The sequence below is a fragment of the Parabacteroides sp. Y3-G-102 genome, from assembly GCF_023656845.1.
Lineage (GTDB): Bacteria > Bacteroidota > Bacteroidia > Bacteroidales > Tannerellaceae > Parabacteroides > Parabacteroides distasonis.
In genome coordinates, this window is sequence record NZ_JAMOKU010000004.1 from 116,012 (window position 1) to 132,583 (window position 16,572).

A 16,572-nucleotide genomic window follows, 5' to 3' on the forward strand; every position below is an offset into this window, starting at 1 on the left:
CCATTAAAACATTTTTCAGATGGCAAAGAAAAAAGACGAAAAGGACGTGCTGGTAGTCCGTGACGAGAAGACAGGCGAGATCAGCGTGGTAGCCGGGCTGAACGCGGACGGCACACCCAAGCGCACCCCCGCAAAAGCGGAGAACGCGCAGAGTTTCCTGCAATTCGACCGACATGGCGACGTGCTGGACAACTTCTTCAAGAACTTCTTCCGGCAGTGCAAGGAACCCAGCCGCTTCGGTTTCTACCGCATTGCGGCAGACCAAGCTGAAAATCTCTTAGAGGTGATGAAGCAACTGCTGAAAGACCCCGAAGCGAACAAGGAGCTGCTCGCCCCTCACAAGGTGGACACCTCCGACTATGAGAAGAAGGTGCAGGAAGAGATGGCAGCACAACAGACAGAGAAACAAGAACCTCAAAAACAGGAGAACATGGAACAACGGAAAGAACAGCAACAGGACAAATCCGAACAGATGCAGGGCAAACGTGGCTACCAGCCCATCGACGAGAGTAAAATCAACTGGCAGGAGCTGGAGGACAGATGGGGCGTAAAGCGGGACAACCTTGAAAAGTCCGGCGACCTTACGAAGATGCTCAACTATGGCAAGTCCGACTTGGTAAAGGTCAAACCGACCTTCGGCGGCGAATCATTCGAGCTGGACGCCCGCCTCTCCTTCAAGAAGGACGGTGAGGGAAACATCAGCCTCGTGCCGCACTTCATCCGCAAGGAGCAGAAGCTGGATGAGTACAAGGAACACAAATTCTCCGACAATGACCGGAAGAACCTCCGCGAAACGGGCAATCTCGGTAGGGTCGTGGACATTGTGGACAGGGAAACGGGCGAGATCATCCCCTCCTACATCAGCATCGACCGCAAGACGAATGAAATCACGGACATTCCGGCAAGCAGGGTGCGCATCCCGGAGCGCATCGGCAAGACGGAAATCACCACGCAGGAGCGGGACATGCTCCGCGCCGGACTGCCCGTACGCGACAAGCTCATCGAGCGCAACGACGGCAGAAAGTTCGTCACCACCCTGCAAGTGAACGTGGAGCAGCGCGGCGTGGAGTTCGTGCCGGGAACCGGCAAGTCGCCCCGTACCGCACAGACACAGGAAACCAAAGGCGACACATCGAAAAGTCAGGCGCAGGGCGGGGAAAATGCCGCACAGACCAAGAAGGAGCAACGCCGCAACACGTGGACGAACGAGGACGGCAGCATCCGCCCCATCAGCAAATGGAGCGGCGTGAGCTTCACCGACCAGCAGAAAGCCGACTATGTGGCGGGTAAAGCCGTGAAGCTGGAGAACGTGACCGACAAGCAGGGCTTCCATGCCACGATGTATATCAAGTTCAACCCGGAGAAGGGACGCCCGTACCGCTACGACACGAACCCTGACAATGCACAGCAGGTTGCTCCGTCCAACGAGAGCCGCACGCAGGTGGCGGTGAACAACGATGGCAAGACCAACGAGGCTACAAAGAATCTGAGAGAGCCGTTGCAGAAAGGTCAGACCAACCCGAAGGACGCCCGCCAGCAACAGCAGCAGGAGAAGCCGCAGAAGAAAACGGGCAAGGGCATGAAAATGTAATCCCGTGTCCGCCACTGAATCCAAAATAAAATCCAAAGTATCAACAAAAAAGAAGAAGACATGAAGACAATCATTGCAGAAAAGCCCTCCGTGGCACGTGAAATCGCCCGCATCGTGGGCGCGACAAAGAGAGAGGAAGGATATTTCGAGGGAGGCGGTTATGCCGTGACATGGGCATTCGGACACCTCGTTCAGCTTGCCATGCCCGACGGCTACGGCGTGCGCGGATTTGTCCGTGACAACCTCCCGATTATTCCCGACACATTCACGCTCGTCCCCCGTCAGGTCAGGACGGAGAAAGGTTACAAGCCCGACAGCGGCGTGGTGTCGCAGATAAAAGTCATCAAAAGACTGTTCGACACAAGCGAACATATCATCGTGGCGACCGATGCCGGACGCGAGGGAGAGCTTATCTTCCGCTACCTCTACCACTATACGGGTTGCACCACTCCTTTCGTGCGCCTGTGGATCAGCTCTCTCACCGACAAAGCTATCCGCGAGGGACTGCGGAAACTCGAAGACGGCAGCAAATACGACAACCTCTACCTCGCCGCCAAAGCGCGGAGCGAATCCGACTGGCTCGTGGGCATCAACGGCACACAGGCGTTATCCATCGCCGCCGGACACGGCACGTATTCCGTGGGGCGGGTGCAGACACCAACGTTGGCTATGGTATGTGAACGCTACTGGGAGAACCGCCGCTTTACGTCCGAAGCATTCTGGCAGCTCCATATCGCAACGGACGGTTGCGACGGCGAAGTCGTGAAATTCTCATCCTCCGAGAAATGGAAAGAGAAAGAACCGGCGATGGAACTATATAATAAGGTAAAGGCGGCAGGTTGCGCCACTGTCACGAAAGCCGAGCGCAAGGAGAAGACGGAGGAAACTCCCTTGCTCTACGACCTGACCACGCTCCAGAAAGAAGCCAACGCCAAGCACGGCTTCACGGCGGAACAGACGCTTGAAATCGCGCAGAAACTCTACGAAAAGAAGTTGATAACCTATCCGAGAACGGGAAGCCGCTACATCCCCGAAGACGTGTTTGCCGAAATTCCCAAACTGCTCGCTTTCATCGGCACACAGCCCGAATGGAAAGACAAGGTGCGGGCAAAAGCCGCCCCGACACGCCGCAGCGTGGACGACGGCAAGGTGACAGACCACCATGCCCTGCTCGTCACGGGTGAGAAACCGCTCTTCCTCTCCAAAGAGGACAATACCATCTATCAGATGATTGCCGGGCGCATGGTCGAGGCATTCTCTGAGAAATGCGTCAAGGATGTGACCACTGTCACGGCGGAATGTGCCGGAGTGGAGTTTACCGTAAAAGGCAGCGTCGTGAAGCAAACCGGATGGCGTGCCGTCTATGGCGAGGAAAAAGAGGAAATTACCATCCCCGGCTGGCAGGAAGGCGACACGCTGACACCGAAAGGCTCGTCCATTACCGAAGGAAAGACCAAACCCAAGCCGCTGCATACCGAAGCCACCCTGCTCTCGGCAATGGAAACGGCGGGCAAGGAAATTGAGGACGACGCACTGCGGCAGGCGATGAAGGACTGTGGCATCGGTACTCCCGCCACACGCGCCTCCATCATCGAAACGCTTTTCAAGCGCGGTTACATGGAACGCTGCAAGAAGTCGCTTGTTCCCACCGAAAAAGGACTTGCCCTCAATTCCGTCGTCAAGACGATGCGCATCGCCGATGTTGCCATGACGGGCGAATGGGAAAAGGAGCTGGCGCGTATCGAGCGCGGGGAACTGTCCGACGACACCTTCCGCAAGGAGATAGAGGCGTACACACGTGAGATAACCTCCGAACTGATCTCGTGCGACAAGCTCTTCGGCAGCCGTGACTCCGGCTGCGCGTGTCCCAAGTGTGGCACGGGCAGGATGCGGTTCTACGGCAAGGTGGTACGCTGCGACAACACGGAGTGCGGACTGCCCGTGTTCCGGCTGAAAGCGGGACGCACCCTGTCCGACGATGAAATCAAAGACCTGCTCACCGAAGGGCATACCAAGCTGCTCAAAGGGTTCAAGAGCAAACAGGGCAAGAGTTTCGATGCTGTTGTCGCCTTTGACGGGGAATATAACACGACTTTTGTGTTCCCGGAGGCTAAAAAGGACAAGAAATTTTCAGGACGGAAGAAATAGTATTAACTTTGCCACTTGTTCAGAGTAATGAATTGTTCTTCGATACCGGATTACACTCATACTTTGGATTTAGTGGTGGCACTCGGAGGGATACCGAGTGCCTTTTTCTTCCTTTTTCCAACCGATTATCCCGTTAATTATCAATCCGCTAAATCCAAAGTAATGAACAACAAGAAGAAAAACGAGGGTCAGACCGACTTTTCCTATTACGGTCTGTACCTGCTGGACTATCTCCGCACGAACAAGTTTGAACAGGCTGACGACACCGCTTTCATACGGGAACGGGCCGACCGTGCCGCCGAAACGTATGAGAGGGCACGGCTTGAAGGCTATCCCGCCGATGGTGCGCAGGAACTGGCGATGGACACGCTGCTGCGCGGGCTGCATTATTCCCGTTACGCCATCCTCCGCGAAGTCGTGGAAAACGAGTTTGCCGATGAAGTGCCGGAAGAGAAGCGTGAAGCCTTTGTCCTGAAACTGCTGCCGCTTGTCGGCAACGTGTTCTCCGTCTATGACCTCTCGGATGACAATTTCGCCCTGTCTTCCGATTACGACCTGCTCTACACGGAGCTGACGGGAGCAACCGTCCTTTACTTAGACGAATATGGCGTTTAACCGCAAACAGAAACTGCGGGACAACATCGAGGCGATACGGACGGCATTCATCCTTGACAGGGAAAATAGGACAGCGACAACCGAAGAGCGTGCCATACTTCAAAGGTACTGCGGTTTCGGCGGTCTGAAATGTATCCTCAACCCTGCAAAGGAACTGACGGATGCCGTCCGGTGGGCGAAATCCGACCTCGAACTGTTCGCCCCGACGGTGGAGCTGCACAGGCTTATCCGTGAGAACAGCAAGGACGAAACAGAGTACAAGCGGTTTGTGGATTCGCTGAAAGCGTCCGTGCTGACCGCTTTCTACACCCCCAAAGAGATAACCGACACCATCGCGGACGTGCTGGCAGATTACAGCGTCCGCCCCGCCCGTATGCTCGAACCGTCGGCAGGTGTCGGCGTGTTCGTGGATTCCATGCTGCGGCACAGCCCCAATGCGGATGTGATGGCTTTCGAGAAGGATCTGCTCACGGGTACAATCTTGAGGCATCTCTATCCCGACCAGAAAATGCGCACCTGCGGTTTTGAGAAAATCGAAAGACCGTTCAACAATTATTTCGACTTGGCGGTGTCCAACATTCCGTTCGGTGACATTGCCGTGTTCGACGCGGAGTTTCAGCGGAGCGACTCTTTCGGCAGACGCTCCGCCCAGAAAACCATCCACAACTATTTCTTTCTCAAAGGACTGGATGCCGTGCGTGACGGCGGTATCGTGGCGTTCATCACCTCGCAAGGGGTATTGAATAGCACCAAGACCTCCGTGCGTAACGAGCTGTTCAGTCAGGCCAATCTGGTATCCGCGATACGCCTGCCCAACAACCTGTTCACGGACAACGCGGGCACGGAGGTGGGCAGTGACCTGATTGTCCTGCAAAAGAACCTCAGCAAGAAGGAAATGTCGCAGGACGAGCGGCTGATGACCGTGATACAGACGGACACGAAAACCGCCCTGACCGACAACGCCTATTTCATCCACCACCCGGAACGCATCGTGCATACGATGGCGAAACTTGACACAGACCCCTACGGGAAGCCCGCTATGGTTTATCTGCACGAGGGCAAGGCAGCAGGCATCGCCGGGGATTTGCGCCGTATGCTCGACGAGGATTTCCATTACAGGCTTGCCATGCGCTTGTATTCGGGTTCAATCCGGCAGGCAGGAACGGAAGAAAAAGTTGCCGTTCAAAATAAAGTAGAGCGTCCTGCCATAAAATTGGAAACAGTATCCTCGGCGCAGACGGTGGAAACTCCGACAGAAAAGCCGCAACCCGCAGATGAAAAGCCGGAGATAGAACCGCGCCCGCAATATTCCGCAGGCGTGCAGCTCACCCTGCTTGACCTCTGGGGGATGACGGAAGAGGTCAGCCAACCGAAAACCTCCAAAAAGAAAAAGACGGTGAAAAAGGCAGTTACGGCAAAGTCCACTCCGCCCAAACCGAAAGTCACGGTTACACCGACAGCTCCAACTGCAAAACCCGCAATGGAGAATAAGGAGGTGAAAGCGGAGAACACCGCCAAGCCTGCCGACCCGGACGACATCTATGCCACACTGGACTGGGATACCAATCCTCCCATCAACGGTTTCTATGAAATGATGATGGGTTTGACGCCGGAGCGTAGGAAAGAACTTCGGGAACTGGCAAGGCAGCATAACGAGAAACAAGTGGCGGAAAAGACGGAAGTGAAAGCCGTGCCGGAAACTTCCCGTGAGCAGCCACGACAGGAGGAAACACAGCCGGAGGCAGTCGCCGCACCTGCCGTTACAGATACCCCATCGGAAGCGGTGGGGACTTTCCTTTTCCCCGACATCGAAGCGGAAAAGCCGAAGGAGGAAGTCGTGGACCTTTCTCCGCGTGCCTACCACCGCACGCCGGAGATGCACCTGCGCGAAGGGTCGCTGGTGGCTGACCGGGGGCGTCATAACATCGGCTACCTGAAAGACATCACGCCATACGGGGCGACATTCCAGCCGCTCGACCTGAAAGGATACCAGAAGGAAAAGGCGTTGTTGTATGTGTCGCTGCGTGACGCCTACGAGCGTCTGTACCGTTATGAATCGCTCCGGCGCGAGGCAAATGTTCCGTGGCGAGAGCATCTGAATACCTGTTACGATGAGTTTGTCATGCGCTACGGCAACCTCAACGCCAAGCAGAACGTGAAGTTAGTGATGATGGATGCGGGCGGGCGCGACATCCTTTCGCTGGAACGGATGGAAAACGGAAAGTTCGTCAAGGCGGACATCTTCGAGCATCCTGTTTCCTTCGCGGTGGAGAGCCATGCCAACGTAGGCTCTCCCGAAGAAGCCCTGTCTGCGTCGCTCAACAAATATGGTACGGTCAATCTCGACTATATGCGGGAGATAACCGACAGCACGGCGGAGGATTTGCTCACTGCCCTGCAAGGGCGCATCTACTACAATCCGCTCGTGACCGGTTACGAAATCAAAGACCGTTTCATCGCCGGAAATGTCATAGAGAAAGCGGAACGCATAGAGGCATGGATGGGTGACAATCCCGAAAATGAGCGTATGCCGGAGGTGAAGCAGGCGTTGGAGGCTCTGAAAGATGCCGAGCCGCAGCGCATCGCCTTCGAGGATCTGGACTTCAATTTCGGGGAACGCTGGATTCCGACGGGTGTCTATGCCGCCTACATGAGCCGGCTGTTCGACACGGAGGTGAAAATCGCCTATTCCGCAAGCATGGACGAGTTTTCGGTGGTGTGCGGCTACCGCACCATGAAAATCACGGACGAGTTTCTGGTGAAGGGGTATTACCGGAACTATGACGGTATGCACCTCCTAAAACACGCCCTGCACAACACCTGCCCTGACATGATGAAGTCCATCGGCAAGGACGAGCATGGCAACGACATCAAGATGCGCGACAGCGAGGGAATACAACTCGCCAACGCCAAGATTGACGAGATACGAAACGGCTTCTCCGAATGGCTCGAAGAGCAGTCGCCGCAGTTCAAGGAGCGGCTTGTGACGATGTATAACCGCAAGTTCAACTGTTTCGTGCGCCCGCGCTACGACGGCTCCCATCAGACCTTTCCCGACCTCAACCTGAAAGGGCTGGCAAGCCGGGGTATCAAGAGCGTCTATCCCTCACAGATGGATTGCGTCTGGATGTTGAAACAGAACGGCGGCGGAATTTGCGACCACGAGGTGGGAACCGGTAAGACGCTGATAATGTGCATCGCCGCGCATGAGATGAAGCGTCTGAATTTGGCACACAAGCCGATGATTATCGGGCTGAAAGCCAACGTTGCGGAGATTGCAGCCACCTATCAGGCGGCATATCCCAACGCACGTATTCTGTACGCTTCGGAGAAGGACTTTTCGACCGCCAACCGTGTGCGCTTCTTCAATAATATAAAGAACAACGACTACGATTGCGTCATCATGTCGCACGACCAGTTCGGCAAGATACCGCAGTCGCCGGAATTGCAGCAGCGCATCCTGCAAGCAGAGCTTGACACGGTGGAGGAAAACCTCGAAGTGCTACGGCAGCAGGGAAAGAACGTGTCGCGGGCGATGCTGAAAGGATTGGAGAAGCGCAAGCACAACCTTGAAGCGAAGCTGGAGAAGGTGGAACACGCCATAAAGTCACGCACGGACGACGTGGTGGATTTCAAGCAGATGGGCATCGACCACATCTTCATAGATGAGAGCCACCAGTTCAAGAATCTGACTTTCAACACGCGCCACGACCGTGTGGCGGGATTGGGAAACAGCGAGGGAAGCCAGAAGGCACTTAACATGCTCTTTGCCATACGCACCATACAGGAGCGCACAGGAAAAGACTTGGGTGCGACCTTCCTCTCCGGCACGACTATCAGCAACTCACTGACTGAATTGTACCTGCTGTTCAAGTACCTGCGCCCGAAGGAGCTGGAACGGCAGGACATAAGGTGTTTCGACGCTTGGGCGGCGATATTTGCCAAGAAGACGACGGATTTTGAATTTAACGTGACGAACAATGTGGTCCAGAAGGAGCGTTTCCGCTACTTCATCAAAGTGCCGGAGCTTGCCGCCTTCTATAATGAAATCACGGACTACCGCACGGCGGAGGATGTGGGCGTTGACCGTCCTGCCAAGAACGAGATACTGCACCATATACCGCCCACGCCGGAACAGGAGGACTTCATACAGAAACTGATGCAGTTCGCCAAGACGGGCGATGCCACCTTGTTGGGCAGGCTGCCGCTTTCGGAAACGGAAGAAAAGGCGAAGATGCTCATCGCCACGGACTATGCCCGGAAAATGGCACTCGACATGCGCATGATAGACCCGAATTACGAAGATCATCCCGACAACAAAGCGAGTCACTGTGCCAAGATGATCGCGGAGTATTATCAAAAATACGACGCCCAGAAAGGCACGCAGTTCGTTTTCTCTGATTTGGGGACATACCAGCCGGGCGACGGGTGGAACGTCTATTCGGAAATCAAGCGCAAACTGACGGAGGACTACGGTATACCGCCAAGCGAGGTGCGCTTCATTCAGGAGTGCAAGACCGACAAGGCGCGGAAGGCGGTGATAGACGCCATGAACGCCGGGACGGTGCGTGTGCTGTTCGGCTCTACCTCTATGCTCGGAACGGGTGTGAACGCCCAGAAACGGTGTGTGGCTATCCATCATCTCGATACGCCGTGGCGACCGTCCGACTTGCAACAGCGTGACGGACGCGGAGTTAGGGCAGGTAATGAGATTGCCAAACATTTCGCCGGGAACAACGTGGATGTAATCATCTACGCGGTGGAGAAGTCACTGGACAGCTACAAGTTCAACCTCCTGCACTGCAAGCAGACTTTCATAAGCCAGCTCAAAAGCGGTGCGATGGGTGCGCGTACCATCGACGAGGGGGCAATGGACGAAAAATCGGGCATGAATTTCTCGGAATACATGGCGTTGCTCTCCGGCAATACCGACCTGTTGGACAAGGCGAAACTGGAAAAGCGGATCGCATCGCTCGAAGGGGAACGCAAGTCGTTCAACAAGGGCAAGCGTGATTCGGAGTTCAAGCTGGAGTCAAAGACCGGCGAGTTGCGCAACAACACGGCTTTCATAGATGCCATGACGGAGGACTGGAACCGCTTCCTGTCGGTGGTGCAGACCGACAAGGAGGGCAACCGCCTTAATATAATAAAGGTGGACGGAGTGGATTCCGCCGATGAGAAGGTCATCGGAAAGCGTTTGCAGGAGATAGCCAAGAATGCCACGACCGGAGGGTTGTACACGCAGGTCGGTGAACTTTACGGTTTTCCGATAAAGGTGGTGAGCGAAAGGATACTCAAAGAGGGATTGGAGTTCACCGACAACCGCTTCGTGGTCGAGGGGAACTACAAGTACACCTACAACAACGGGCATCTGGCGATGGCTGACCCGTTGGCCGCCGCCCGCAACTTCCTCAACGCGATGGAGAGGATACCCTCCATCATCGACCAGTACAAGGCGAAGAACGAGGTGCTGGAGATGGAGATACCGCAGTTACAGGAGATAGCGGGTAAGGTGTGGAAGAAGGAGGACGAGCTGAAGCAGTTGAAGTCCGAACTTGCCGCCCTTGACCGAAAAATTCAGCTGGAGCTTGCGCCACCCACGCCCGAAGTCGCAGAAAAGGAGAATGAAGGGCAACAGCTCAAGCCGGAAGCGGAAGATGTGAGGAACAGGCAGGCGCAATATCCCGAAAATGCACCGCCGCAGATACGCAGTCCGGCGGATAGTATCGTTGCCAACCATGTCATAATCGGGCGTCCGGGACTGTATGCCAAGGAGGAAACCCGGTCCAAAGGATTGAAAATATAACCTAAGGAATTTTATCTGAAGTATTAATAAGGGCTATCCCAAAAGGTCTAAAAGTAAATTTTATCCTTTCTGCAAGTATCTATAGGATGGCAACTGCATTTTTTTCTTTTTGGGCAGCCCTTATTAAAATTTATTCTTATTTTAGGTTATATACATTCATGTCCATTTATGTAAAAAATTCCTGCTGACCTTGTTTATGTCTTGTCAGTCACCATTTGCAAAACCATATTTGACCCTCAAAGAGGCTGAATTTGATAAGTAACTTGCTACATACTCATAATAAGGAGCTAAATAGAACACGAATGGGAAATACACAAATGCTAAACTAAAGAAGATATTGGCCAAAATAAACGCTATACCGAGAGAGAAACTTGATTTTTCAACTTCCTAAAACGGTGTTGTTCAAACATTTCTACTTATTTGTACTTGCCAGTTGAACCTACGCTTCCCTAATAAAATGTCTATGGTAAAAAGTTAAAAAATCCTCCCACTTTTGTTAGATATATTTTTTTGTGTAATTTTGTAATCGTTATGCGGCAGTAATAATATACATATTAATACGAGTTAGTAATCCTGTAGTTCTCATATGCTACGAGGAGGTATTAAAAGGTGCGTTTCGACAATGCATCTACTGTAGTATATTATTGCTTAATCCAAATGAATATTATAAATTTAGGAATTCTTGCTCACATTGATGCAGGAAAAACTTCCGTAACCGAGAATCTGCTGTTTGCCAGTGGAGCAACGGAAAAGTGCGGCCGTGTGGATAATGGTGACACCATAACGGACTCTATGGATATAGAGAAACGTAGAGGAATTACTGTCCGGGCTTCTACGACATCTATTATCTGGAATGGAGTGAAATGCAATATCATTGACACTCCGGGACACATGGATTTTATTGCGGAAGTGGAGCGGACATTCAAAATGCTTGATGGAGCAGTCCTCATCTTATCCGCAAAGGAAGGCATACAAGCGCAGACAAAGTTGCTGTTCAGTACTTTACAAAAGCTGCAAATCCCGACAATTATATTTATCAATAAGATTGACCGTGCCGGTGTGAATTTGGAGCGTTTGTATATGGATATAAAAACAAATCTGTCGCAAGATGTCCTGTTTATGCAAACTGTTGTCGATGGATCGGTTTATCCGGTTTGCTCCCAAACATATATAAAGGAAGAATACAAAGAATTTGTATGCAACCATGACGACGATATATTAGAACGATATTTGGCGGATAGCGAAATTTCACCGGCTGATTATTGGAATACGATAATCGCTCTTGTGGCAAAAGCCAAAGTCTATCCGGTGCTACATGGATCAGCAATGTTCAATATCGGTATCAATGAGTTGTTGGACGCCATTTCTTCTTTTATACTTCCTCCGGCATCAGTCTCAAACAGACTTTCAGCTTATCTCTATAAGATAGAGCATGACCCCAAAGGGCATAAAAGAAGTTTTCTTAAAATAATTGACGGAAGTCTGAGACTTCGAGACGTTGTAAGAATCAACGATTCGGAAAAATTCATCAAGATTAAAAATCTAAAGACTATTTATCAGGGCAGAGAGATAAATGTTGATGAAGTGGGTGCCAATGATATCGCGATTGTAGAAGATATAGAAGATTTTCGAATCGGAGATTATTTAGGTGCTAAACCTTGTTTGATTCAAGGATTATCTCATCAGCATCCCGCTCTCAAATCCTCCGTCCGGCCAAATAAGCCCGAAGAGAGAAGCAAGGTGATATCCGCTCTGAATACATTGTGGATTGAAGACCCGTCTTTGTCCTTTTCCATAAACTCATATAGTGATGAATTGGAAATCTCGTTATATGGTTTGACCCAAAAGGAAATCATACAGACATTGCTGGAAGAACGATTTTCCGTAAAGGTCCATTTTGATGAGATCAAGACTATCTACAAAGAACGACCTATAAAAAAGGTCAATAAGATTATTCAGATCGAAGTACCACCCAACCCTTACTGGGCCACAATAGGGCTGACTCTTGAACCCTTACCGTTAGGGGCAGGGTTGCAAATCGAAAGTGACATCTCCTATGGTTATCTGAACCATTCTTTTCAAAATGCCGTTTTTGAAGGGATTCGTATGTCTTGCCAATCTGGTTTACATGGATGGGAAGTGACAGATCTGAAAGTAACTTTTACTCAAGCCGAGTATTATAGCCCGGTAAGTACACCTGCTGATTTCAGACAGCTGACCCCTTATGTCTTCAGGCTGGCTTTGCAACAGTCAGGTGTGGACATTCTCGAACCGATGCTCTGTTTTGAGTTGCAGATACCCCAAGTAGCGAGTTCCAAAGCTATTACAGATTTGCAAAAACTGATGTCTGAGATTGAAGACATCAGTTGTAATAATGAGTGGTGTCATATTAAAGGGAAAGTTCCATTAAATACAAGTAAAGACTATGCCTCAGAAGTAAGTTCGTACACTAAGGGCTTAGGCATTTTTATGGTTAAGCCATGTGGGTATCAAATAACAAAAGACGGTTATTCTGATAATATCCGCATGAACGAAAAAGATAAACTTTTATTCATGTTCCAAAAATCAATGTCATTAAAATAATGGAGCGGTCAGGAAATTTCTATAAGGCAATACGGTTGGGATATATACTTATCTCCATTCTTATCGGATGTATGGCATATAATAGCCTCTATGAATGGCAGGAGATAGAAGCATTAGAACTTGGCAATAAAAAAATAGACGAGCTCCGAAAAGAAATAAACAATATCAATATTCAAATGATAAAATTTTCTCTATTGGGTGAAACAATACTGGAATGGAACGATAAAGATATCGAGCATTACCATGCACGGCGTATGGCAATGGACAGTATGCTCTGCCGTTTCAAGGCCACCTATCCAGCAGAGCGCATCGATAGTGTGCGCAGTCTTTTAGAGGATAAGGAACGACAGATGTTCCAGATAGTCCGGTTAATGGATGAACAACAATCTATTAACAAGAAGATAGCCAATCAAATTCCGGTTATTGTACAGAAAAGTGTGCAGGAACAGTCCAAAAAGCCAAAACGAAAAGGTTTCTTAGGCATATTCGGCAAAAAAAAGGAAGTAACTCCAGCAGTATCAACCACTATCCTTCATTCGGTCAATAGAAACGTAATCAGCGAACAGAAAGTGCAGGATCGCCAATTGTCGGAACAAGCCGACAGCCTTGCAGCTCGTAATGCAGAACTTAACAGACAACTGCAAGAATTGATTTGCCAAATAGAAGAAAAGGTACAAACCGAACTGCAAAGCCGGGAAAACGAAATAGTTGCCATGCGTGAAAAGTCATTTATGCAAGTAGGCGGTTTAATGGGATTCGTTCTTCTATTGTTGTTAATTTCCTACATCATCATACATCGTGATGCAAAAAGCATTAAACAATACAAGCACAAGACAACTGATTTGATAAGGCAACTGGAACAATCCGTACAACGGAACGAGGCACTGATAACGTCAAGGAAGAAGGCGGTACATACTATCACCCATGAACTGCGCACACCGCTGACAGCAATAACAGGCTATGCCGGACTGATACGGAAAGAACAGTGTGAGGATAAGTCCGGGCAGTATATCCAAAACATACTGCAATCCTCCGACCGTATGCGGGATATGCTTAACACTTTGCTTGACTTCTTCCGCCTGGACAACGGCAAGGAACAGCCCCGTCTGTCACCCTGCCGGATTTCAGCAATCACGCACACACTTGAAACGGAGTTCATGCCTGTTGCCGTGAACAAAGGGCTGTCCTTGTCCGTGAAGACTGGACACGATGCCATTGTATTGACCGACAAAGAGCGAATAATACAAATCGGGAATAACCTGCTGTCAAACGCTGTCAAGTTCACAGAAGAAGGCGGTGTTTCTTTGATTACTGAATATGATAATGGAGTTCTGACACTGGTCGTTGAAGATACAGGTACAGGCATGACAGAAGAGGAACAGAAACAAGCGTTCGGTGCGTTTGAACGTCTATCAAATGCCGCCGCAAAGGAGGGTTTCGGGCTTGGGCTTGCCATAATGCGTAATATTGTGTCGATGCTTGGCGGAACAATCCGTTTAGACAGCAAGAAAGGGAAAGGCAGTCGTTTCACAGTTGAAATTTCTATGCAGGAAGCTGAAGAACAGCTTGGATATACAAGCAATACACCTGTTTATCATAACAATAAATTCCATGATGTTGTCGCCATTGACAATGATGAGGTATTACTTCTGATGCTGAAAGAGATGTATTCCCAAGAAGGAATACACTGCGACACTTGCACCGATGCTGCGGCACTGATGGAAATGATACGCCAGAAAGAATACAGCCTGTTGCTGACAGACTTGAATATGCCCGATATAAACGGTTTCGAATTGCTGGAACTGTTGCGTTCGTCCAACGTGGGCAATTCACCAACAATCCCGGTGGTTGTGGCAACCGCTTCGGGCAGTTGTAACAAAGGGGAACTATTGGCAAAAGGCTTTGCCGGATGCCTGTTCAAACCGTTCTCCATATCGGAACTGATGGAGGTTTCCGACAGGTGTGCCATAAAAGCGACACCGGACGGGAAACCGGACTTTTCCGCCTTATTGTCCTATGGCAATGAAGCCGTCATGCTGGAAAAGTTGATAACTGAAACAGAAAAGGAAATGCAGGCGGTACGGGATGCAGCAAAAGAAAAAGACCTGCAAAAGCTGGATTCCCTGATCCACCACCTGCGCAGTTCGTGGGAGGTGCTCCGTGCCGACCAACCGCTGAATGTACTTTACGGATTGCTTCGTGGCGATGCTCTCCCGGATGGTGAAGCGTTAAGCCATGCCGTGACTGCCGTGCTGGATAAGGGAGTGGAAATAATACGGTTGGCAGAAGAGGAAAGGAGAAAATACGAAGATGAATAAGACAAAAATAATTGTGGTGGAAGACAACATCGTGTATTGCGAATATGTCTGCAATATGCTGTCACGGGAGGGCTACCGCAATATGAAGGCTTACCACCTCTCAACCGCGAAGAAACATCTGCAACAGGCAACAGATAATGATATCGTGGTTGCCGACCTGCGTCTGCCTGACGGCAGTGGCATAGACCTTTTGTGCTGGATGCGAAAGGAGGGAAAGATGCAGCCCTTCATCATTATGACCGACTACGCCGAAGTTAATACCGCCGTGGAAAGCATGAAACTCGGCTCGATAGACTATATTCCCAAACAGCTTGTGGAGGATAAACTTGTCCCCCTGATCCGTTCCATACTGAAAGAACGTCAGGCAGGACAACGCCGTATGCCTATATTCGCCCGTGAAGGTTCCGCCTTTCAGAAAATCATGCACCGCATAAGGCTGGTAGCCGCCACCGATATGAGCGTGATGATATTTGGTGAGAACGGCACGGGCAAGGAGCATATTGCCCACCTGTTGCATGACAAGAGCAAACGTGCAGGCAAGCCATTTGTGGCGGTGGACTGCGGTTCACTCTCCAAAGAGCTTGCACCGTCGGCTTTCTTCGGACACGTCAAAGGTGCATTTACAGGTGCGGACAATGCCAAGAAAGGATATTTCCATGAGGCGGAAGGCGGCACGTTGTTTCTGGACGAGGTAGGAAACCTCGCGTTGGAAACCCAACAGATGTTGCTCCGTGCCATACAGGAGAGGCGGTATCGCCCGGTCGGAGACAAGGCAGACCGGAATTTCAATGTCCGCATCATCGCTGCTACCAATGAAGATTTGGAGGTATCGGTGAATGAAAAGCGTTTTCGGCAGGATCTTCTGTACCGCCTGCACGACTTCGGGATAACCGTTCCTCCGTTGCGTGACTGTCAAGAAGACATTATGCCGCTGGCAGAGTTCTTCCGTGATATGGCAAACAGAGAGCTGGAGTGTAGCGTGAGCGGGTTCAGTTCCGAAGCACGTAAAGCGTTGCTGACACACGCATGGCCGGGCAACGTGCGGGAACTTCGGCAGAAAGTTATGGGTGCTGTATTGCAGGCGCAGGAAGGTGTTGTCATGAAAGAGCATCTGGAACTTGCCGTGACGAAACCGACCTCTACTGTCAGCTTCGCCTTGCGCAATGACGCGGAGGATAAGGAGCGGATATTGCGTGCGTTGAAACAGGCAAACGGCAACCGGAGTGTCGCCGCAGAACTGCTCGGCATAGGCAGGACAACACTATACAGCAAACTTGAAGAGTATGGACTTAAATATAAATTCAAGCAATCATAGCCCGTAATTCACTGAATTTGGCTATCTTTGCATAACATTTGAGAAAAACGGCGATTGGCAGGAGCTTTTCGCCGCCAACATATAGGATAAGACCGCAAGGCGTTTCAAGCGAAAATCTGGTAAATTGGAACTACGGAGACGATTGCGTGATGCTTATGCTATGCTTACGCATAGCGTGCATTCACGTACTCTCCGT

The 16,572-nt window shown here is 50.7% G+C and carries 7 protein-coding genes; all 7 read left to right on the top strand.

Features of this window, described 5'->3' with window-relative positions:
- Positions 1 to 19: 19 nt before the first annotated feature.
- The 7 genes from NBH16_RS03170 to NBH16_RS03200 all read left to right on the top strand — a co-directional run bounded on the left by NBH16_RS03170 (position 20) and on the right by NBH16_RS03200 (position 16,376).
- Positions 20 to 1,591: a DUF3945 domain-containing protein gene (locus NBH16_RS03170; RefSeq protein WP_004291455.1), complete on the top strand. Its 1,572-nt coding sequence runs from the start codon at positions 20 to 22 to the stop codon at positions 1,589 to 1,591.
- Positions 1,592 to 1,651: 60 nt separating this feature from the next.
- The gene (locus NBH16_RS03175) at positions 1,652 to 3,739 is read left to right on the top strand and encodes a type IA DNA topoisomerase (protein ID WP_004291456.1); all 2,088 of its coding nucleotides are present in this window, start codon (positions 1,652 to 1,654) and stop codon (positions 3,737 to 3,739) included.
- Positions 3,740 to 3,901: 162 nt separating this feature from the next.
- Positions 3,902 to 4,354, top strand: coding sequence for a DUF1896 domain-containing protein (locus NBH16_RS03180; protein WP_004304266.1), 453 nt, complete (start codon positions 3,902 to 3,904; stop codon positions 4,352 to 4,354).
- Positions 4,344 to 10,160, top strand: coding sequence for a helicase-like domain-containing protein (locus NBH16_RS03185; protein WP_004291462.1), 5,817 nt, complete (start codon positions 4,344 to 4,346; stop codon positions 10,158 to 10,160). The genes NBH16_RS03180 and NBH16_RS03185 overlap by 11 nt, the downstream gene beginning before the upstream one ends.
- A 657-nt stretch (positions 10,161 to 10,817) precedes the next feature.
- Positions 10,818 to 12,743 carry a tetracycline resistance ribosomal protection protein Tet(Q) gene (gene tet(Q) / locus NBH16_RS03190; protein WP_004291466.1) on the top strand — a complete coding sequence of 642 codons (1,926 nt, stop codon included), beginning with the start codon at positions 10,818 to 10,820 and terminating at the stop codon, positions 12,741 to 12,743.
- Positions 12,743 to 15,061, top strand: coding sequence for a hybrid sensor histidine kinase/response regulator (locus tag NBH16_RS03195; RefSeq protein WP_004291467.1), 2,319 nt, complete (start codon positions 12,743 to 12,745; stop codon positions 15,059 to 15,061). The genes tet(Q) and NBH16_RS03195 overlap by 1 nt, the downstream gene beginning before the upstream one ends.
- Positions 15,054 to 16,376, top strand: coding sequence for a sigma-54-dependent transcriptional regulator (locus NBH16_RS03200; protein WP_004291471.1), 1,323 nt, complete (start codon positions 15,054 to 15,056; stop codon positions 16,374 to 16,376). The genes NBH16_RS03195 and NBH16_RS03200 overlap by 8 nt, the downstream gene beginning before the upstream one ends.
- Positions 16,377 to 16,572 lie beyond the last annotated feature (196 nt).